General features: G+C 57.0%; 15 protein-coding genes. 4 read left to right on the forward strand and 11 right to left on the reverse strand.

The features are described 5' to 3' along the window. Window positions 1–14: 14 nt before the first annotated feature. Window positions 15–1,613 (reverse strand): isocitrate lyase, encoded by a 1,599-nt coding sequence (locus tag CL546_RS02570; RefSeq protein WP_290492873.1) that lies wholly within the window; start codon window positions 1,611–1,613, stop codon window positions 15–17. 416 nt (window positions 1,614–2,029) lie between these two features. On the opposite strand from CL546_RS02570, the gene CL546_RS02575 reads away from it, so the two are divergent. The 3 genes from CL546_RS02575 (at window position 2,030) to cspE (ending at window position 4,753) form a co-directional block, all read left to right on the forward strand. After that, a complete protein-coding gene (locus CL546_RS02575; protein WP_290492874.1) occupies window positions 2,030–3,403 on the forward strand; it encodes a WS/DGAT/MGAT family O-acyltransferase in 1,374 nt (457 codons plus the stop codon). Window positions 3,404–3,466: 63 nt separating this feature from the next. Then, window positions 3,467–4,351 carry a D-hexose-6-phosphate mutarotase gene (locus CL546_RS02580; RefSeq protein WP_290492875.1) on the forward strand — a complete coding sequence of 295 codons (885 nt, stop codon included), beginning with the start codon at window positions 3,467–3,469 and terminating at the stop codon, window positions 4,349–4,351. Between the two features lie 198 nt (window positions 4,352–4,549). Next, complete coding sequence (gene cspE / locus CL546_RS02585) at window positions 4,550–4,753, forward strand: transcription antiterminator/RNA stability regulator CspE (RefSeq protein ID WP_011590014.1); 204 nt, start codon at window positions 4,550–4,552, stop codon at window positions 4,751–4,753. 132 nt (window positions 4,754–4,885) lie between these two features. Here the strand turns inward: cspE and CL546_RS02590 are convergent, their stop codons facing one another. From CL546_RS02590 to CL546_RS02615, 6 genes are all read right to left on the reverse strand, one after another. After that, a complete protein-coding gene (locus CL546_RS02590; protein ID WP_290492876.1) occupies window positions 4,886–5,551 on the reverse strand; it encodes a M48 family metallopeptidase in 666 nt (221 codons plus the stop codon). 126 nt (window positions 5,552–5,677) lie between these two features. After that, window positions 5,678–8,782 (reverse strand): efflux RND transporter permease subunit, encoded by a 3,105-nt coding sequence (locus tag CL546_RS02595; RefSeq protein ID WP_290492877.1) that lies wholly within the window; start codon window positions 8,780–8,782, stop codon window positions 5,678–5,680. After that, window positions 8,779–9,939, reverse strand: a complete 1,161-nt coding sequence (locus CL546_RS02600; RefSeq protein ID WP_290492878.1) for an efflux RND transporter periplasmic adaptor subunit — start codon at window positions 9,937–9,939, stop codon at window positions 8,779–8,781. The genes CL546_RS02595 and CL546_RS02600 overlap by 4 nt, the downstream gene beginning before the upstream one ends. A 262-nt stretch (window positions 9,940–10,201) precedes the next feature. Then, complete coding sequence (locus CL546_RS02605; RefSeq protein WP_290492879.1) at window positions 10,202–11,848, reverse strand: fatty acid--CoA ligase; 1,647 nt, start codon at window positions 11,846–11,848, stop codon at window positions 10,202–10,204. Between the two features lie 255 nt (window positions 11,849–12,103). Further along, window positions 12,104–13,483, reverse strand: coding sequence for a class II fumarate hydratase (locus CL546_RS02610; protein WP_290492880.1), 1,380 nt, complete (start codon window positions 13,481–13,483; stop codon window positions 12,104–12,106). A gap of 83 nt (window positions 13,484–13,566) precedes the next feature. After that, window positions 13,567–14,172 (reverse strand): TetR/AcrR family transcriptional regulator, encoded by a 606-nt coding sequence (locus tag CL546_RS02615; protein WP_290492881.1) that lies wholly within the window; start codon window positions 14,170–14,172, stop codon window positions 13,567–13,569. A gap of 164 nt (window positions 14,173–14,336) precedes the next feature. On the opposite strand from CL546_RS02615, the gene CL546_RS02620 reads away from it, so the two are divergent. Continuing rightward, window positions 14,337–14,903 carry a carboxymuconolactone decarboxylase family protein gene (locus CL546_RS02620; RefSeq protein ID WP_290492882.1) on the forward strand — a complete coding sequence of 189 codons (567 nt, stop codon included), beginning with the start codon at window positions 14,337–14,339 and terminating at the stop codon, window positions 14,901–14,903. A 46-nt stretch (window positions 14,904–14,949) separates the two neighbouring features. On the opposite strand, the gene CL546_RS02625 is transcribed toward CL546_RS02620, so the two are convergent. Genes CL546_RS02625 through CL546_RS02640 form a run of 4 tightly spaced genes read right to left on the reverse strand, consistent with a single transcriptional unit; the run spans window position 14,950 to window position 20,763 of the window. Then, the gene (locus tag CL546_RS02625) at window positions 14,950–17,103 is read right to left on the reverse strand and encodes a hypothetical protein (RefSeq protein WP_290492883.1); all 2,154 of its coding nucleotides are present in this window, start codon (window positions 17,101–17,103) and stop codon (window positions 14,950–14,952) included. A 9-nt stretch (window positions 17,104–17,112) separates the two neighbouring features. Further along, a complete protein-coding gene (locus tag CL546_RS02630; RefSeq protein WP_290492884.1) occupies window positions 17,113–18,435 on the reverse strand; it encodes a hypothetical protein in 1,323 nt (440 codons plus the stop codon). Window position 18,436: 1 nt separating this feature from the next. Next, on the reverse strand, window positions 18,437–19,108 hold the full coding sequence (locus CL546_RS02635; protein WP_290492885.1) for a hypothetical protein: 672 nt from the start codon (window positions 19,106–19,108) through the stop codon (window positions 18,437–18,439). Between the two features lie 8 nt (window positions 19,109–19,116). Beyond that, the gene (locus tag CL546_RS02640) at window positions 19,117–20,763 is read right to left on the reverse strand and encodes a hypothetical protein (RefSeq protein WP_290492886.1); all 1,647 of its coding nucleotides are present in this window, start codon (window positions 20,761–20,763) and stop codon (window positions 19,117–19,119) included. Window positions 20,764–20,926: the final 163 nt, after the last annotated feature.

The raw sequence follows: 20,926 nt of genomic DNA on the forward strand, positions 1-20,926 counted from the left end.
GAATCTATCGAGACTTAGGTGTTCTCGAACTGACCCATGGTGTTGTCTTTACCGCCAGCTTTCAGTGCTGCTTCGCCGGAGAAGTACTCTTTGTGGTCATCACCGATGTTGGAACCGGCCATGTCCTGGTGCTTCACAGTAGCGATGCCCTGACGGATTTCTTTACGCTGAACGCCTGCAACGTAGGCCAGCATGCCTTCGTCACCGAAGTAGCCTTTAGCCAGGTTGTCAGTGGACAGAGCAACAGTGTGGTAAGTCGGCAGAGTGATCAGGTGGTGGAAGATACCTGCTTCACGGGCCGCATCACGCTGGAAGTTCTTGGTCCACTCGTCAGCCAGCTCAGCCAGCTCGGTGCTGTCGTAGTCAGCGCTCATCAGACGGTCGCGATCGTAAGCGGAAACGTCTTTGCCTTCTTTCTCCCAAGCATCAAATACCTGCTGACGGAAGTTCAGGGTCCAGTTGAAGGACGGGCTGTTGTTGTAAACCAGCTTGGCGTCCGGCACCACTTCGCGGATACGGTTAACCATTTCTGCGATCTGGCCAACGTGGGGCTTCTCGGTTTCGATCCACAGCAGGTCAGCGCCGTTCTGCAGGCTGGTGATACAGTCCAGAACAACACGGTCGATACCGGAACCGGCTTTGAACTGGAACAGGCCAGAAGCCAGACGCTTCGGCTTGAGCAGCTTGCCGTTGGACTTGATCACAACGTCACCGTTGTTGATGTCGGCAGCAGACTCGATCACGTCACCGTCCAGGAACGCGTTGTACTGGTCACCCAGGTCGCCCGGCTCGTTGGTTACAGCGATCTGCTTGGTCAGGCCAGCACCCAGGGAGTCGGTACGGGCAACGATGACACCGTCGTCAACACCCAGCTCCAGGAACGCGTAACGTACCGCGTTGATCTTGGCCAGGAAGTCGGCGTGAGGAACGGTTACTTTACCGTCCTGGTGACCACACTGCTTCTCGTCAGATACCTGGTTTTCGATCTGGATACAGCAAGCACCGGCTTCGATCAGCTGCTTGGCCATCAGGTAGGTGGCTTCCGGGTTACCGAAACCAGCATCGATGTCAGCAATGATCGGAACAACGTGAGTTTCGAAGTTGTCGATCTGACCGATGATTTCTTTCTGCTTGGCTTCGTCGCCAGCTTCTTTGGCATCGTCCAGAGCACGGAACAGGTGGTTCAGTTCCCAGGCATCAGCCTGCTTCAGGAAGGTGTACAGCTCACGGATCAGGTCAGCGACAACGGTCTTCTCGTGCATGGACTGGTCAGGCAGCGGACCGAACTCGGAACGCAGCGCAGCAACCATCCAGCCAGACAGGTACAGGTAACGACCTTTGGTGCTACCGAAGTGCTTCTTGATGGAGATCATTTTCTGCTGACCAACAAAACCGTGCCAGCAACCCAGAGACTGGGTGTACTTGGACGTGTCAGCGTCATAGGCCGCCATGTCTTCACGCATGATCTTGGCGTTGTACTTGGCGATGTCCAGATGCGTGTTGAAACGGTTTTGCAGACGCATGCGAACCGCAGATTCCGGGTTGATATCGTTCCAGGTGCTTTGCGCACCAACCACGGAGCCGAGTGCTTCGATGTCTTTGGTGTATGACATGGTGAACCTCTGAATATGAAATTGGTTTATCGACGCCGGAGAGGGGCAACCCTGCTCATGCATTTCATGCCGGTCTACCGATGCCGCGCATTCTAGTGCCCCGCGACACATAAACATAATCAATATGATCTATATTCGGTATTCACAGCATGAATGCCACGATATAACCCAACGGATTGAAAACGTGCCTGAGCAGTCACCTCAGACTAAGGCATTAGATGAAGACCCCCAGTGCCATTGCTCAATGAGACAGCGCCTTGATTTACCGAAACGCCCACGTTTTGCGGCCCGCACACAGTGACCGACCCTCCCCTTTACGACTATGATCTTTCCTGCACAGCTGGCATGGAGAGTGCATTACCTGTTAAGGGTAGACAGCTTGTGTCCAGGGAGAAAATTATTACCAAGGGGAATATATGAAAGCGCTTAGTCCGGTGGATCAACTTTTCCTGTGGCTGGAAAAACGGCAGCAGCCCATGCATGTGGGCGGTTTACAGCTGTTTTCCTTTCCCGAGGATGCCGGTCCGAAATATGTCAGTGAACTGGCCCAGCAAATGCGGGACTACTGCCATCCGGTAGCCCCATTCAACCAGCGCCTGACCCGTCGGCTCGGCCAGTACTACTGGACTGAGGACAAGCAATTCGATATCGACCACCACTTCCGCCACGAAGCGCTCCCCAAACCCGGTCGCATCCGCGAACTGCTCTCTCTGATTTCCGCCGAACACTCCAACCTGCTGGACCGGGAACGGCCCATGTGGGAAGCCCATTTGATTGAAGGCATTCGCGGTCGCCAGTTTGCTCTCTATTACAAGATTCACCATTCGGTGATGGACGGCATTTCCGCCATGCGCATTGCCTCCAAGACCCTGTCCACAGACCCCAGCGAACGGGAAATGGCACCAGGCTGGGCTTTCAATACCCGTAAACGCACCCGCTCGTTGCCCAGCAATCCGGTAGACGTGGCCTCCAGCATGGCACGCCTGACCGCCGGCATCAGCAAACAAGCCGCCACCGTGCCCGGCCTGGCGCGGGAGATCTACAAGGTCACCCAGAAGGCGAAAAGTGACGAAAACTACGTGTCCATCTTCCAGGCGCCGGACACGATTTTGAACAATACCATCACAGGCTCTCGCCGCTTTGCCGCCCAGAGTTTTTCGTTACCGCGCCTGAAAAACATTGCCAAGGCCTACGGCTGCACCATCAACACCGTGGTGCTGTCCATGTGTGGCCACGCCCTGCGCGAGTATCTGATCAGTCAACACGCCCTGCCCGATGAACCGCTGATCGCCATGGTGCCCATGAGCCTGCGTCAGGACGACAGCGCCGGTGGCAACCAGATCGGCATGATTCTGGCTAACCTGGGCACCCACATCTGTGATCCGGCCAATCGCCTGCGCGTGGTCAACGACTCCGTGCAGGAAGCCAAATCCCGGTTCTCACAAATGAGTCCGGAAGAGATCCTCAACTTCACTGCCCTGACCATGGCCCCCACCGGCCTCAATCTGCTCACCGGCCTGGCGCCCAAATGGCGGGCATTCAACGTGGTGATTTCCAACGTCCCCGGCCCGAAAGAGCCGCTGTACTGGAACGGCGCTAAACTGCAAGGCATGTACCCTGTCTCCATTGCCCTGGATCGTATCGCCCTGAACATCACCCTCACCAGCTACGTGGATCAGCTGGAATTCGGCCTGATTGCCTGCCGCCGTACCCTCCCCTCCATGCAGCGGCTGCTCGATTACCTTGAGCAGTCCATACGCGAACTGGAAATCGGCGCGGGTATTAAATAACAACGCCAGACGCCTGGTGCCTGACGGGCTGGGCGTCCAACGTCTGGCACCGAACGAGCGAACATGGCAACCGATCTGAAACGCATCACCCGGGGCGAGCTCATCTGCTGGCAGCTGCGCCATCGCGGCCAGACGCTGGTAATCGCGGAGCAGGGCGCCCAGGTGCTCGAATACGGACGCGATGGCGCCCCCCCGATTCTCTGGCTCAGTGAGCAGGCAGCATACCGTATTGGCCACGGCGTGCGTGGCGGCGTGCCGGTGTGCTGGCCCTGGTTCGGCGCGCTGGAACGCAACCCGGACAGCGTAACCCAGCAATACTCTCTCCATACTCCCCCGGCCCATGGCCTGGTCCGCCAGCAACCCTGGCAGCTCAGCGAACAGCATCTTCACGCAAAGCAGGCGCAACTGGTTTTCCGGCTGGCCGACCAGGCTGACCGCCAGCACCTACCCCCCGTCACCCCCACCCTGACGATCACCCTGAGCGACGCCCTGTCGCTCAGTCTGGGCAACCATAATCACGGTGACCGGCCTGTTACCGTCAGCCAGGCGCTGCACACCTATCTGGCCGTGGCAGACAGTCGGCAAATCACCGTGCAAGGACTCGCCCATACGCCCTACGTGGATGCCCTGGCCGACTGGCAGACCCGCCAGGATAGCGATGCTCTGCAATTCGACCAGGAAACCGACCGGCTTTATCTGCAACTGCCCTCGCAACTGCAGGTGGAAGATCCGCTCTGGCAGCGACAGATCCAACTGACCTGCCGGGGCAGCCACTCCGCCGTCGTCTGGAATCCCTGGGTGGATAAAAGCCTGCAGCTCAGTCAGTTCGCCCCCGACGCCTGGCAGCGCATGTTGTGCATCGAAACCGCACGGGTGCTGGATAATGTGCTGACTCTGGACCCCGGCGAGTACCATGAAATGGCTGTCGAGATTATGACAAACACGTGATCTCGACCCCCAAAACCGCCCGGAAAAAGGGGTGGTGCAATCAGAAAAAGGGGAGTAAAGTCGGAAGTGGCTGCGAATTATGGCCGTGGATTGTTTTGGTAGTTGTCTTCCCTGCGTGAAGCTGAAGTTGTCTCCGAACACCGCCCAACATGGTTTGCAAGCAACACCCTAAGTAATAGTTTTGAGGTATAGATTCACATGGCTACAGGTACTGTGAAGTGGTTTAACGAGTCCAAGGGTTTTGGTTTCATTTCCCAGGACGATGGTGGTGCGGACGTGTTCGTTCATTTCAGTGCAATTACCGGTTCAGGCTTCAAAACCCTGGCCGAGGGTCAGAAGGTTTCCTTCGAGATCCAGCAGGGCCCCAAAGGTCCGCAGGCTGCTAACGTCGTTGCTGAATAAGCAACCTCGCTAGTAAAAAAACCCGCTTCGGCGGGTTTTTTTATGCCCAGCTGAAAGAGACGCTCCACGCATCGCCCTGATGCACCACGCGCCCTTTTTCCGTAGGAGCGGCGCTTGGTAAAGCGAACACGCTCAGGGTTGATATAAGGGTTGGTCGAGGAGGTGCTTGCGCTGGCGCCAGTCGGGCATGCGGGTGTCCATGAGCGCGTGGAACCCGGGGCCGTGATCCATGTGTTGAAGATGACACAGTTCGTGCATGACCACGTAATCCAGTGCCGCTGGCGGGTAATGCAACAAGGCCATGTTCAGGTTGATATACCCTTTTGCCGACAGCGAGCCCCAGCGGGTGCGCATCTTTTTGACCCGCAATACCGGGCGGGCATAGCCTTGCCTGGCAAACCAGCCAAACTGCCGCTCGATACTGTCGGCAAACAACGGGCGAGCCTCTTCGCGCAACCAGCGCTCCACCGCCTGCTGCACGGCCGTCTCGCTATCGGGCTCGGCAACCCGCACCTGCAGATAGCCGCCCGACACACTCACCGACCACCGGCCCGGTGACACATCCAGGGTTAGCGGTTGCCCGCGAAACACCAGGGTGCTGCCATCCTGCCAGCGCTGTCGGGGGCGGCTGGCCTGACGTTGTTGCTGATCCCGGATCCACTGGCGGCGGCTGTCCACAAAGGTCTGCACCATGCGCAAGGGCGCTCGCTGCGGCGCGCGCACCTGTACACGACCGTCTTCCAGAACACGCAGTTCCAGAGTACGGCGTTTGCTGCGGATCAGTTCGTAGTCGGTCATGAATCCTGTCTGGCGATTAGTAGGAGCGGCGCTCTCTGTGCTCTGCGAGTATGAGCCGCAAAGCGTACTTGGGAAAACACTCCTTCGCTGCCGCTCGGTTCGCGGCTCAAGCGCTGCTCCTACGGATTATCCATCTTGGCTTTCGTTAACGGCCATCTCCTTGTCCAGCTGCTGGCTGACCGCATCTGCCGGTGACGCATAAGGTGCCAACCACTGGTACAGCACCGGGATGATAAACAAGGTCAGCACCGTGGCAAACAACAAGCCACCAAGAATCACCACACCGATGGTGAAGCGACTTTCCGCGCCAGCGCCGGTGGCCAGCACCAGCGGCACCGCACCGAAGATAGTGGAAACCCCGGTCATCAGAACCGGACGGAAACGCACGATGGCGCCTTCATAGATCGCCTCTTTCACGCTGCGCCCCTCATCACGAAGCTGATTGGCAAACTCTACGATCAAAATACCGTTTTTCGCCATCAGCCCCAGCAACATGATCATGCCAATCTGGCTGTAGATATTCAGGCTGTCGCCGGTAACACTGATAGCAATCACCGCGCCAGCCAACGCCAGCGGCACCGTGAGCATGATGATCAGCGGGTGAATCCAGCTTTCAAACTGGGCAGCCAGTACCAGGAATACAATCACCAGCGCCAGCGCAAAGGTCACCAGAATCGCCGACGCCGACTCTTGCAGTTCCTCGGCCATGCCCTTGTAACCAATGCGCGCTTCCAGTGGCAGCCGCTCGCGGGCCTGCTCCTCCACATAGCGCATGGCCGTGGCCAGGTCATAGCCGTCGGCCAGGTTGGCGGACAGGGTAATCGCCGGCAGACGATCCACCCGGCGCAGCTCAGGTGCATCACCGGTGGTGGTTAATTCCACCACACTGGAAAACGGCACCAAGCCACCACTGTCACTGCGCAGGTAGATCGGCAGCACATCGTCAGGCACTTCACTGGCACTCTTTTCCGCCTCCAGCAACACGTCGTACTCGCGCCCCCGATCCACATAGGTGGACACGGTCAGGGTGGCAAACATGGCCTGCAGGGTTTCCCCCACATCGGTGGCGGTGATGCCCAGATCCGCCGCCCGCTCACGGTCCAGATTCACATCCAGTTGTGGCTGGGTCTGCTCAAAGTCGGTGTCGATACTGGTCAGGTTCGGGTTTTCGCGCAGGGCCGCCATCAGGGTTTCACTCCAGGCCAGCACTTGCTCATAGTCTGGCCCCGCCACCACCACTTCCAGCGCCTGGTCGAAGGCACTCTGGCCCAGCCCCGGCGGATTCACCGCAAAGGCCCGCAAGCCGGTGACCTGGGACAACTGCCCACGCAACTCGCCAACAATCTCCTGCTGGGTACGGTCGCGCTCTTCCCAATCTTTCAACCTCACGATGGTAAACGCCCGCTCCGGCACGCCACGGAAACCGACGATGGCCAACACCCGCTCGGCTTCACCATTTTCCACCAGGGGCATAAGCATTTTTTCCACCGCCTGGGTGTGGTGGGCGCCGTATTCCACCGTAGAGCCCTGGGGCGAGGTGGCAGGAATAATGAAGACGCCACGGTCTTCCGTGGGCGCCAGCTCCTGGGGCAATTGCCGAAACAGCAACGCCGCCGCCAGGCACAACAACACGCAACCTACCGCCAACGGCCAGGGGCTTGTCAGGGTCCGTTGCAGGCCGTTGGCATAGGCCTGATTCAGGCGTGTCAGGCCCCGCTGCAGAAAATTGTTCTGCCCTTGTTGTTCCTTGCGGCTATGGCGATGCAGCCAACGGGAACACAGCATGGGCGCCAGGCTCAGGGCGACGATACTGGAGATGATTACCGCCGACGCCAGGGTAAAACCGAATTCACTGAACAGCCGCCCCACGTCGCCGCCCATAAAGGAAATGGGCACGAACACCGCCACCAGTGTCAGCGTGGTGGCGACCACGGCAAAGGCCACTTGCCGGGCACCAAGATACGCAGCCACCAACCGCGACTCGCCTTCATCGATACGGCGCTGGATGTTTTCCAGCATGACGATGGCGTCATCCACCACCAGGCCGATGGCCAGGATCAGCGCCAGCAGGGTCAGCACATTGATGGAAAAATCCATCACCCCGAAACCAATAAAGGCACCGATCACCGACACCGGAATAGTCACCGCCGGGATCAGAGTCGCGCGCAAGTTGCCAAGAAAGGCAAAGATCACCGCGATCACCAGCACCACGGAAATCCCCAGGGTGATCAGCACCTCGCGAATAGACGCCCGGATAAACAGGGATTCATCCGAGTTGACATCCAGATGAATATCCGCTGGCAGGCTATCGCGCACCGCCTCGATTTCTTCGCGCACCCGATCCGACACCGCCACGGTATTGGCCTTGGATTGGCGCACAACGCCCAAGCCAATGGCGGCTTCGCCGTTGGCACGCAGCACCGAATCATCGTTCTCCACGCCCAGCGCAACGCGCGCTACATCGCCCAAGCGCAGCAGGTAATCGCCCTGGCGGCGGACCACCAGGTCCTCAAATGCCTGCACCGTGGCCAGGCGGTTATCCGCCCGAATGGTGAAACCACGGGATTCCGATTCCAGCTTGCCCGCCGGCAATTCCACGTTGTTGCTGCGCAGGGCCTGTTCAATATCTGTCACGGTGACCTGGTTGGCCGCCATGCTCTGGCGGTCCAGCCACACCCGCATGGCATACCGACGCTCACCGCCGATGATCACTTCCGACACCCCGTCGAGCACAGCAAAACGGTCCACCAGTGACCGTTCGGCAAAATCTGTCAGCTCCTGAGGGGCTAGCGTGCTACTGGTCAGGGTCACCCAGATAATGGGCCGGGCATCGGCATCGGCTTTGGCAATCACCGGGGTTTCCGCTTCTTCCGGTAACCGGTTGAGCACCCGGGACACTGCATCGCGCACGTCATTGGCGGCGATATCCACATCCCTTTCCAGGGTGAATTCCACCGTGGTACGGGCTGAGCCCAGGCGGCTGCGCGACTCGATCTTGCGCACCCCTTCCACCCCGGAAATCGCCCCTTCGATGACCTGAATGATCTGGGTATCAATGACCTCCGGCGCGGCGCCGGCATAATCCACACTGATGGACACTTCCGGCGGATCGATATCCGGATACTCACGAATCGGCAGCTTCATTAGCGCGCTAACGCCAAACACCACGATCAGCAGGCTGATCACCGTGGCGAAAACCGGCCGCTTGATAGAGACATCGGACAAAATCATGCGGCGGCCTCGCCCGTTACCGGTTGACCATCCGGGTCCGCCGCCGGGGGCTCAGCGGAGGGGGACTCCGCTGGTGGCGCCGGGTTCAGCAATACTCGCTGCCCGGGCATCAACGCTTCCGGGTCCTCGATCACCTTCACCGGCTGGCTGCTGCCCAGGCGGGAGTGGCCGTTGACGATCACATCCGGTTTGTTGGTCAGGCCACTGGTCACTTCTACCCAGCCATCCCGGCGACCGCCCAGCGTTATCGGGTGGCGCTGAGCCTTATTGTCCGGGCTTACCGTGAACACATAACTCTGCGCCCCCTGGGTGATCACCGCCTGCTCCGGCACCAACAGCGCTTCCCGTTCCGCTAACTGCACGGACACCCGTAGAAACTGGCCGGGCAATAATTGCCCCTGGGGGTTATTCAGCCGGGCACGCACCGTCAGGCTACGGCTGCTGCTGCTCACCCGGGAATCCAGGTGGGTGATCGCGCCTTCAAAAATTTGATCTTCAAATGCGGAATTCTGCGCCTGCACCGGCAACCCCACCGCCAACTTGCCCAAGTAGCGTTCGGGTATCTGGAAATCCACTTCCAGATGTCCAAGATTATCCAGGGTCGTAATCGGGTTGCCCGTCTGCAGATAGGCACCGGGATCCACCTGTCTCAACCCCAGCACCCCGGCAAACGGCGCGCGAATGGTATGGTCGTTAAAATTGGCGCGGGCCACATTGCGGCTGGCCTCGGCGGCTTCCAGGGTGGTGCGGAAGGTATCCACCTCGGATTGGGAAATGGCGCGACGCTCCACCAGCTGCTGACCCCGGCGGTAATCATCCCTGGCGCGCTGATATTCCGCCTCGGCACGGGCCAGTTCGGCACGGGCATTACGGTCATCCAGCGTCACCAGCAGCTGGCCCCGGGTGACCTGCTGGCCTTGCTGAAAATGGATCTCCGCCACCCGGCCCGGCACTTCCGCCAACAACACCACAGCCTGGGCCGCCCGGGCGGTACCCACGGCTTCCACCCGGTCGTACAGGGGGCGCTCAATGCTCGGTGCCAGGTTCACTACGGTTGGCGGGCGGGTTCCCATGGGCGCCTGCTCAGCCGGCCACAGCCACCAAGCCCCCATTCCCACCAGTGCCACCAACACCAGCCCCGCGATAATCCGCGCCATGCCATTCTCCGTTATTCCGATGCAAGCCAAGTCTGATTCACGACAGGAAAGTCTAACGTGCAATTATGCAAGGAATGCGTAACCGCTGCGTTAGTGGGAACAAATAAATTGAAGAGGGTTCATGTAAAGATCGTCAGCGGCACAAAACACGGCCCCAGTGGTGGCCCCTGAAAAGAAAAAGCCCACCTGCATGGTGGGCTTTTTCTTTCGTGCCGCGTGTTGCGTGAAGCGTGTTGCGTCTCTTTTACCGTGTTGCGTCTCTCTAAACCATTTCCGCGCGCATCTTCTTCTTGTCCAGCTTGCCCACGGAGGTGCGCGGCAGCTCGTCCACAAAGACCACCCGATCAGGGATACCGTAGCGGCTGATCACGCCCTTGTCGGCATAATCGCCAACCAGCGCCTTGATGCTCTCTTCATCTGCTTCACCGCTTTTCACCACCAGCGCCACCGGGCGTTCACCCCATTTTTCATCGGGCACCCCCACCACGGCGCACTCGCCCACGCCCGGGTGCTGCAGCACCAGGCCTTCCAGATCAATGGAAGACACCCACTCGCCACCGGTCTTGATCACATCCTTGATGCGGTCAACGATTTTCAGCCAACCATCCTCGGACATTACCGCCACATCCCCGGTGTGCAGCCAGCCGCCATGCCACAACTCTTCGGATTTATCCGGGTCGTTCAGGTAACCCTGGGTCAGCCAGGGCGCGCGCACCACCACTTCCCCCTGGCTCTTGTTGTCATGGGGCACGTCATTCATTTCACCGTCGACGATGCGAATCTGCACCATGGCCACCGGGCGGCCGGTGCGGGTGCGGTAATCCGCCTGGGTTTCCAGGTCCGCGTTTTCCAGTTCCGGGGTCAGCTGGGCCAGGGTCAGCAGCGGGCAGGTTTCGCTCATGCCGTAACCGGTATAGATATCGATGCCACGTTCCAGCGCCCCCATGGCCAGCGCCTTGGGCAGGGCCGAGCCGCCGATGATGACTTTCCAGCCACTCAGATCGATGCTCTTGGCCGCTTCCGCCTGCAGCAACATTTGGATGATGGTGGGAACACAGTGTGAAAAAGTAACTTTGTGGGTCACCAGTAGTTTCAACAGGGTGGCCGGCTCGTAACGGCCCGGGTACACCTGTTTCACCCCCATCATGGTAGCCATGAACGGGATGCCCCAGGCGTGTACATGGAACATGGGCGTGATCGGCATGTAGACGTCGTCTTCGTTGAAACGCCCCTGCCCCACACCGGCCATGGTGTTACGGCCGGCAAAGGTGTGCAGCACCAGCTGTCGGTGAGAGAAATACACGCCCTTGGGCAGGCCGGTGGTGCCGGTGGTATAGAAGGTGGTCGCGCGGGTGTTTTCGTCCAGCTCCGGGAAATCGTACTGGGCCGGCGCCTTGGCCAGCAGCTCTTCATATTCACCCGCCAGCGGCAGGCTATCACTGCTTTTCACACCCTCTTCCTGAGAAGACGTGTCGTCCAGCAGGATGTAGGTCTTTACCGTCTCGATGCGGTCTTGCAGCTCTTCCAGGATCGGCAGGAATTCGCTGTTGACCAGAATCGCATCATCTTCCGCATGGTTGATGGTGTAGAGAATCTGTTCCGGGCTCAGGCGCACGTTCACGGTGTGCAGCACTGCACCCATCATCGGGATGGCAAAAAAGGCTTCCAGGTAACGGTTGGTGTCCCAGTCCATCACGGCCACGGTATCACCAGGCTTCACGCCCTGCGCCGCCAGCGCCCCGGCCAGGCGGCGCACGCGCTCGTCAAGGTCGCGGTAGGTGAACGTGCGATCGCCATAGGTAATCGTCTGGTCCGGTGCCTTGCGCACACCGGCTTCCAGAATATGGTTGATGACCAGTGACGACTCCACCGCTGAGGCGCTGCGGGGGATGTTCAGATGACTACTCATAACTTGCTCCGTTACCTTGTTATTCTGCCGTTCACGGGCAGGAAAAAGCGGCACGCTCTTACCTACCCATCAGTATGTGGGCGTTCAAGACTGACACAGACCTCCATACAGGTCATCTGTCAGCAGGCCCAATAGGTTACAAAATACTACCCGTTGTAGACACCCTGTCTAGCACAGCCTTTCAGCGCTTGTTTGCTGCCCTGGCGGCCCATCGTGAAGCCCCCATTTAGGTCGGGCTGCCATCCTGTTAGTGGATCAAGGATGGGTGAGATCTTTCGGATCCAGCAGTTTTTCCAGCTCCTGCCGGGACAGGCCGGACTGTTCCTCCGCCACATCCAGCACCGCCCTGCCACTGGCAAACGCTTCTTTGGCAATCTTCGCCGCTTTTTCGTAGCCGATCACCGGGTTCAGGGCGGTGACCAGAATGGGGTTCTTCCCTACGCCTTCGGCCAGGCGCGCTTCATTGAACGTCATCCCCTTGATCGCCCGCTCCGCCAGATTGCTGCAGCTGTTCGCCAACCATTCGGTCATATCCAGCAGATTGCTGGCTACCAGCGGCAGCATGACATTGAGCTGGAAGTTGCCGCTCTGGGCAGCGATGGTATTGGCCTGATCCAGCCCCATTACCTGGGTCGCCACCATGGTGGCGGACTCGCAAATCACCGGATTCACCTTGCCCGGCATGATCGACGAACCCGGCTGCGTGGCCGGCAGCTGCACCTCGCCCAGCCCGTGGATCGGCCCGGAATTCATCCAGCGCAGGTCATTGCTGATCTTCATCAACACCACCGCAACACCGCGCAGCGCCGCCGATAACGCCAGCGGACTGTCCAGCGCACTCTGCGCCACAAAGGGATGGGGCATGGCGCGAAAGGCCAGATTCGTTTCTTCTGCCAAGTGGCGGGCAAAGGTGTCAGCGAAATTCCGGTGGGCATTAATACCGCTGCCCACGGCCGTGCCGCCCTGAGGCACCGCCAACAGGTCATCACGGGCCCGCGCCACACGCCCACAGGCATCCTGCAACTGCATGGCCCAGGTCTGTAGCTCCTGTTCCACAGTCACCGGCATGGCATCCATCAAGTGGGTGCGCCCGGTTTTCACGGTCTCCCGCTGCTCCCGGGCGCGCAAGCCCAGCTCGGCAATCAGTTGCTCAAGCGCCGGGATCAGGTTTTCCGTGACGGCCAGTGCGGCAGACACATGAATGGCCGTGGGAATGGTGTCGTTACTGCTCTGGCCCAGGTTCACATCGTCATTGGGGTGAATGGGAGCACCGGCTTCCTCACACAGATGTGCAATCACCTCATTGACGTTCATGTTGGTGCTGGTGCCGGAGCCTGTCTGGAAGATATCCACCGGAAACTGGTCCAGGTGATGGCCCGCCAGCAGATCGTTGCAGGCACCGACAATGGCCACGGCCTTGTCGGCTGACAACGTTTCAAGCTGCCGGTTGGTTTCCGCCGCACAGCGTTTGATGCGGACCACGGCCTGGATAAAGCGGGTTGGCAACTGACGGCCGCTGATAGGGAAATTGTCCACCGCGCGCTGGGTCTGGGCGCCCCAACGTGCGCTGGCCGGAACCGCTATGTCACCCAGGGAATCAGTTTCTGTGCGCGTATCGCAATGGTGCGTGGACATGATCAGCCTCCTGCCAACAATAAAACCTGTGTTGTTTCATCATGGCATGGCGACAACGGGGATTCATTACAAGTCGGACTGCCTCAGGCCTGAAGGGATAGCACGGTATCTGCCAGGTCCCCCGCCAGCTGCTGCAATTCCTGCCTGTCGCCGGAACGTTGGGCGAACGCCCGCAATCCCATGACTTCGCACTGCAGACGGCGCGCCAATCGGTCCGGCTGATGGGCTGGGTCGTCGGGGTCGCGTATCTGCCCCGCCGCTTTCGCCTCGGCAAAGGCCTGGCGGAAAATCGCCTCCATATCGGCCAGGCGAGTTTCGATTTTCTGCTGTAACGCCGGGGTTTCTGCTCCCGCTTCCAGCAGCCCCTTGACCAGCATGCAGGCCCGGGAAGGCGGGTTGGTGTCGCGCAGCTTGCCCAGTTCGCGCAGATAGTCTGCCAGCCCTTCGATGGGGGTTTGCTTGCCACGGAGATTATCCAGGAAATCCTTGCCCATGGTGCCGGCATACAGGTCCAGGGCCTGACTATAGAGCGACTCCTTGTTGCCAAACGCGGCATAGATGCTGCCGGGGCGCATATCCAGCGCGTGCTCGATGTCTTTGAGAGAGGTGGCATGAAAACCTTTCTCCCAGAACAGGGTCACGGCCTTCTCGAGGCAATCTTGCCGATCGTACGCCGCCATTCTGGGCATCTGTTATCTCCACCATGCAAACAATAAGCGCAGTTTAACAATTTTTGAGTATTCGCTCAAAAAAGGTATTGCAGACGTTTCTGCACGTGTTAGGGTGACGCTGTTGTTGAGCGATCACTCAAATAAAGACATCGCTTATCCCGGCTGATCCAAAGGAGGACACCATGACCGATTTCACCCTGCACACAGAAGAGACCGCCCCCGAAGCCAGCCTGGCGCTGCTGAAAGAATCGCAGAAAAGCTTTGGCATGATTCCCAATCTGCATGCCGTCATGGCCGAAGCCCCCGGCCTGCTGGAGGGCTACCAGAAACTGCACGCGTTATTCCTGGAAACCAGCTTTACCGACGAGGAAGTGACCGTAGTCTGGCAAACCATCAACGTGGAACATGCCTGCCACTATTGCGTCCCCGCCCATACCGGCATTGCCAAATCCATGGAAGTGGACGACCGCATCACCAACGCACTGCGCGACAAGACCCCCTTGCCCACAGACAAACTGGAAGCCCTGCGGGACTTCACCTTATCCGTGGTCCGCGATCGTGGCGAAGTGAACGATGAAGCTGTGCAGGCTTTCCTCGCCGCAGGCTTTGAAAAACGGCATATCCTGGAAGTGATTCTGGGCCTGTCCCAGAAGGTGATGAGCAATTACACCAATCACCTGGCCAACACCCCCGTCGACAAGCCGTTCAAAAAGTTTGAATGGCATGCAGATGGCGCCCCCACATCCTGAAACCGGGCTGCTCGCCCTGCTTCCACCAACGGGTGTGAAGCAGGGTTTATTCCTGAGGAAGTAAACCGATCGTGGTGCGGATGCTGCCATTGGGAATAACCAACTGCCCCAGACGGTCTGAGCCAAAATAAATATCCGATTTCACTTCCTGCCCCAAGGCGCCGCCAGGTACCGAGGCAAGCCCTTCTGTACCATCCTGTAACCGCTGCACAGCACTACCGCCGAACACAATCTTGTTGGAAATTTCCAGTTGAGGGCTTTCTCCGTTACCGCTGTGGTTTCGTTCGTGCAATTCCAGTTTGCTGTCCACAATAGCCACGTCCCCCTCTATGTTCGCCAGCCTCAACTCAACCTCCGGCCGCCCCGGTTCAGCAATCGACCAGAACGAACCCTGACCACTCACCAAGGTACTGTCCGTGGTATCGCTCATGGAATAGAGTCTGATGGCAGCACTGTAGGCCAGAAAATTCTCCCCATCCGGTGGTGGAGATAACCGGAAATTCACCAGCCCCTCAAGATTGAGATCCACATCGGCTATCGCTACCTTGTCATCCCCGCGTGGCAGGGAAACCCCGGCCAGCTCAGCCGAAAGCTGCATTCTGACTCGAGGGGAAAGCAGGTCGATACCTCCACCGTAAGCAGCACCGCCTACGGTTCCGGAATTTTTTATCCACAAGCGCATATCATCGGCAGCCAGAAGGAAGTTGGCATTCAACATGCCGATGCCCATATTCACCGACGGGCCGGTGTCCGCAATCATGAAATGGGTGCCCCGCGACCAGTTGCTGCCCTGATTGCCAGCGTTATCCAATGTCTGCGACATCAGCAGAAAATCGATAATAAAACCCTGATTCTCACTGTCTGCGGTAACATGCGACGGGCTCCCACCGGGATACATGGCAATATTGGCATCGATGTTGGCCAGGGTATAAATCAACCCCCAATCATAGGTTTCCGGGGCCATGTTATTTGAGCTGACCGTTACCTGATTTGAATACGCCAACAGGTTGCCGTCACGGATAGCCGCCATTAGCGCCCCACCATCCGTGCGATTAACCTGGTTGCTATAGCTGTTGATCAACCCGGTATCGAAGCCCAGCATGTTTCCTCCGCACCCCGAACCATGGGTTGCGCCTCCCCAACACAACCCACCGGGGCCATTTCCGGCAGTCACCACATCCAGCGTGATATTGCGGAAATCAAAACCCAGAGGAGCCCGATTACCACTGCTGTCCTGAAGATTTCTCCAATCGCCAAACTCCAGCAAAACCTGTTCACCACCGCCCTGACCAATCTGCCAGCGCAGGTCTGTGGATTTAACCCCATCCCCCTGGTTTTTCTTGTAATTCCAGCTGACACCAAAATTCAGGCCCTGCGTTCGTGCGGAAGTATCATAGGCACCGGCCACTTCGCTGCCATCCCAGATCCCCCCACCACGAACCTGCAGTTCAGTGTCATACAGCGTGCCTTCCCAGCCAAAATTCAGTATCCGCTTATCGTTGGCGGTCACTGTGGTCATGTCCTGATCAGGATGAAATTTGTAGAGAAGATCAAAATTCAGAAGGTAATTAACATCGCCATACAATCGCAATCCATCATTGGTGACTCCGACAGAGGCTTCAGGCATATCCCAGACAAAATCCAGGTTATCGAGCGTGAGGTTGGCGTGGTAATACCAGTTTTGCCGATAGAACCATTTGGCATCGGTTAGCGCGAAATACAGGGAAGCGGGCTTGTTGATATCGTCCGTAAAGAAAATTCCGCGATTGATCAGACGGAAATCCATTCCCCCCACCAGCGCCCATTCTCCGAATGATCGAGTCGAATCATTCAATGTCATGGAACTGAAGGAGAAACGGCTGGTATCCGCATGGCTATTGATGCTGAGCAAAGGGCCATTCACATCGGAACCCACATCAATGTCGGTGGTGAACCAGCTGTCTTCCGTTCCCGTTTTTGTCAGCTGTAAATTATTCAGATACAGGCCCTCAGACTGGCTGGCTGTGGGAGTATCAATCTGCAAGGATAATTGCTGAGCGGATATGCCAGTAGCATTCAGACTGACCGTTACCCCATCCCTCCCTTGAACAGTGGAAAGCTCCCCTTCCGTCATCGGCTCCAGTGCAAAGGCCAACACAGGAATAATCGTCAGAATAAAAATTTTAGCGGCAGCCATTTTCTGACTTATTCTATTAATCATCGCGTTCCCCTAACAAAACTTGGTAGAGCCGTGACAGTTCTGTTGTGGGGTCATCTCAAACTCAGGGTGTTCAATGAGATAGCCCGGCGCCCCTAAAAGATCCAACGCATCACCGATAGACAAGGTTCCCAGCTGAGCATTCTCATTCACAATATCCATCAGTTTCACGCTCGGTGCATTTAGCCACCACCCTGTATTGGCTGGAACAGAGTAAGCGCTGTTACATCTTTCTGTCGCGTAACTCGTTGTACAGGCATCAACTGCGGTGTTATACGTTCCCGCATTCTGAAACTCCTGTATTGGAGTAATCTTGCTATATCTTGGGTAAGCGATAGGTTCTCGCTGGAAAGAAAGAAAAAAATCGCCGGTATTTTCGAAAGTCAATTTATGCGCCAGGCGAAGATCTGTATTCAGTTGCGCATAGGCAGAATCAAGGATTTGAGTCAAAATGCCTGAAAGACCATTCCCCTGAAGATTCAGCTGTGCCGAGCGCAACCCCAGCGTCTGCATTCTGGTACCAGCCACATCAACGAAAAGCGCATCATTTTTTCCTGTGCCGCATGAATCAAGTTCCGTCTGCGTCCTACCTGCACATCCCCAGGCATCAAGAGGAATAGGAATCCCCAGACAGAAACCACCAATCACTGCACCACCGCAAATATTCGCACGTACGCGCATGGTGATGGAAAGCTCCGTCCCCAGGAAACCACTAACGGTATTAATACCGGAATGGCATCCCGCAACGCCTGCTCCTGTTGAAACGCCAGTATTACAGCTTCCAGCAAACGCAGTATTTTCCTGATTGATCGCGCCATTCTGGGTGTACCTTCGACCGGCAACCATGGCCCCGTCGGCAGACTCCCCCCCTATCTTTATCCCTGCCACTTCTCTCAGCGTGGCGGTATCATCATTCTTTATCGCTATTTCCACATAGGGCCGTGTCAATTTGAATGGACTACCGGATGCACCGGGTTCTGTTCCATTTCTACCCATCAGGGACGCATAGTCGATATCAATATCGCAGCCTGCAAAACCGGAAAGATGATCATTAATCCCTCCACAACCAAGCTGCAGTTTGGAAATATTCATGTTCATTTCCAGTTCACCATTCAAGCCCATACGGTAAAAATCAAAAGGCTCAGAATAGGCATTCGCACCAACCAGCTCACTGCCCGATATTTTGTCATTCAGTATCAACCCCTGGCCCGCCACTTGCCTGAGATCATTATCTTCCAGGGGGATCATTTCACTTACATTCGCTATTGCGGTTTGCCAACAAGAAAGAAAAAATCCCCCAATAAAAAGACAGGTACCGACTTTATTTTTATTCATCCTAGTACCCGTACATCATCATGTTGCCGTCAAAACGCAGTTGCGCAGGCCCACCGGATCCATTAACGCCATCCGCCATTCTCAAACCGATCGCTGAACCCGGTGTTTCATTTCTCAGGTAACCTGGCACGATGATATTTCCACCGGGGTCGCTCTGATTGAACTCTGCGGCCACTTTGCCGGCATTCAGGAATATTTCTGCATCGTTATAGAAGGCAGTGTTACTGCCCAGATCGGAGTGGTCATAGCTCAACTGGATTGCCGGGCGATCATCAGGGTCAAACCCCATCCCAAATCGCTCCTGGCATGCTGCATCGCAGTACCCGGACACGCTGTCCTGAGTTCGCACACCATCAACGTGGACCTCTTTGAGTTTAAAAACCCCGTAGTATTCCTTTACCACCAGCCAGGCATCGTCGATGCCATTGAACTGGAGCGCGAATCGACAATCCGGTGTGCCGGCAGCCACCAAGGCTGAGGTTGGGCAGTTATCCGGTACCACCTCTCCCGATGCATTCAGCGTCGCATTGATAAGCATTTCAAAATTCAGAGCGATCCCCTGCCTGGCCGATACACCGGATAACTCTTCATCATTGAGCAATGCCATTTGCTCCGCGCTAAAAGCAGTGGCGGGGACATTCAGGACCAGGAGGAAAAGTAGAGTTTTTTTCATGGCCCCTCCTAGTACTGGGCACCGAGGCTGGTGAATTTGAAACTGTTTATCAGCAAGCCTTCTGCTCTCGAATCTCCCAGGTTGGCTACCCCCGTTCGTATTACCGGTAATGTTTGTGTGCCTACAGAGGCTGCATCGAAAAAGGCCTGTGGATTGACTTTGCTGGTGTTGGTGTACGCGCTGCCTGCGGAGATGCTGTATCCACCGCCATATCCACAATTCAGCCCTGTGCCACCGGATGGTGTGCAGCTGTCATTTTGCTTGTAAAAGCGGCTTCCTGTTCCACGCGGGTTGTAACCATCACCGGAGCACTCCGTTCCCCCGGGGCAGTTGTATTGGCTTTGCCCGGCTCTGACATCCACAGCCGTCATGGTGTAAGCAAAGGCATCGAAGTCAGTACATCCACTGCACTTGCTGAAAAAAATGCCGTCACTGGTGTCGTTAAAGGTATTTCGTTGAGCAATGATCGCCCCTGTCCCATCCGTGACTGTCATGCTGGTCGGTACCGCAGGACATCCCACTCCCTGACACGGGAACCAGTCACCCCAGCGTGAATAGCCATGGGTCTGGAAATAATTATCGGGCACTGTGACCGAAGGCGTTGCACCATAGGTATTGGCGAGTAACGCAGCACGAGCTGTCTGATAACCGGCATGAATCGAATCAGCCACGGCCAGGCTGTAATGACGGCGATAAACAGCGGGGTTATCGGGTATTTCGTTGAGGGCCAGAACGAAATTACCGTTGGTAATATCGTTACCACTTGCATCTTTTGGAACATCAATCGTGAATGCCTGATAAAAAAGGTGACCCAGCGGCAAAAAGGCATCCACGTTCCGAAAATGCATCCCCTCAAAAGCATCGAACTGAACCGGTGTTCCCAGTGTGTCTGAATCCTTGCCGTTTACCTGATTGGCACTGAACCGAAAGTCACCTTGCAGATGGCTTTTATAGAGAAAAGCAAAATTCGGATTGCCCGCTTCCGTAGACTGGAAAAATTGCAGGACACTGCCCGCCGCACTGCCTTGAATAATCGTTTGGGTTTTCAAAAGACCGTAATCAGCAGCCGGGCCACCTTTGCCTGCCTCAATCTCTCCCCAGAAAGAAAAGCGGTAGTCCTCCTGAGAGGTGGGAGCCAACAATTCCAGGACGGTCTTGCTGGTCGATGTGTCTCCGCCCCAGGTAACAACGCCATTGCCTATTTGATTGGCGCCACTGCCGTTTCCTGAATAATCCATGACCCGCAGGACATAGGGATTATCGTGGGCCGCAAAATGCGAAATGGTGCCACCACGCGGACATCCCAGGCCGCCATACCCCTGGTTTGCGCAAGCATCCATGCTGCTTCCGGTTTCAGTCCAGGTGGTACCAGCGCCTTTGGCCGACACATTAATGCCGTACCAGCGCAGGTCGCCACGCTGGAAGGTGCTCTCCGGGTCTGTACCGGAACCCACCTGCTCGAAATAGCTGGTTGGCTTGGTGAGCCAGCGAAAGTCCTCCCAGACAAAGGCAAGCCCGGCGCCACTGACATTGGACATGGCCGCCTCATCCATCTGTTCAAGCGCCGCCATACCCGGCAAGGGCAGGCAGGCCAGCCACCCGAACAGAACTGAATGCACTGCGTTGCATACAATACGCTTGCGATGATGTGCCATTCGCATCACGCGCTCTCCCGTATACTTTTTCGTTATTCTTATTTCCTATCTGCCAAAACGTATTCACAGATGGTTGCTATGGTTTTACACAAAGTGGCGCGAGCGTATTGATCAAACAATGACCACATAGCAATTTTTTGTATACAAACTTTCAGACCACTGT

Origin of the sequence: Alcanivorax sp. (assembly GCF_002726155.1) — a bacterium.
GTDB lineage: Bacteria > Pseudomonadota > Gammaproteobacteria > Pseudomonadales > Alcanivoracaceae > Alcanivorax.

Coding starts and splice junctions, on each gene's coding strand:
- CL546_RS02570 (WP_290492873.1), bottom strand. CDS start 1,613: ATGTCATACACCAAAGACATCGAAGCACTCGGCTCCGTGGTTGGTGCG.
- CL546_RS02575 (WP_290492874.1), top strand. CDS start 2,030: ATGAAAGCGCTTAGTCCGGTGGATCAACTTTTCCTGTGGCTGGAAAAA.
- CL546_RS02580 (WP_290492875.1), top strand. CDS start 3,467: ATGGCAACCGATCTGAAACGCATCACCCGGGGCGAGCTCATCTGCTGG.
- cspE (WP_011590014.1), top strand. CDS start 4,550: ATGGCTACAGGTACTGTGAAGTGGTTTAACGAGTCCAAGGGTTTTGGT.
- CL546_RS02590 (WP_290492876.1), bottom strand. CDS start 5,551: ATGACCGACTACGAACTGATCCGCAGCAAACGCCGTACTCTGGAACTG.
- CL546_RS02595 (WP_290492877.1), bottom strand. CDS start 8,782: ATGATTTTGTCCGATGTCTCTATCAAGCGGCCGGTTTTCGCCACGGTG.
- CL546_RS02600 (WP_290492878.1), bottom strand. CDS start 9,939: ATGGCGCGGATTATCGCGGGGCTGGTGTTGGTGGCACTGGTGGGAATG.
- CL546_RS02605 (WP_290492879.1), bottom strand. CDS start 11,848: ATGAGTAGTCATCTGAACATCCCCCGCAGCGCCTCAGCGGTGGAGTCG.
- CL546_RS02610 (WP_290492880.1), bottom strand. CDS start 13,483: ATGTCCACGCACCATTGCGATACGCGCACAGAAACTGATTCCCTGGGT.
- CL546_RS02615 (WP_290492881.1), bottom strand. CDS start 14,172: ATGCCCAGAATGGCGGCGTACGATCGGCAAGATTGCCTCGAGAAGGCC.
- CL546_RS02620 (WP_290492882.1), top strand. CDS start 14,337: ATGACCGATTTCACCCTGCACACAGAAGAGACCGCCCCCGAAGCCAGC.
- CL546_RS02625 (WP_290492883.1), bottom strand. CDS start 17,103: ATGATTAATAGAATAAGTCAGAAAATGGCTGCCGCTAAAATTTTTATT.
- CL546_RS02630 (WP_290492884.1), bottom strand. CDS start 18,435: ATGAATAAAAATAAAGTCGGTACCTGTCTTTTTATTGGGGGATTTTTT.
- CL546_RS02635 (WP_290492885.1), bottom strand. CDS start 19,108: ATGAAAAAAACTCTACTTTTCCTCCTGGTCCTGAATGTCCCCGCCACT.
- CL546_RS02640 (WP_290492886.1), bottom strand. CDS start 20,763: ATGGCACATCATCGCAAGCGTATTGTATGCAACGCAGTGCATTCAGTT.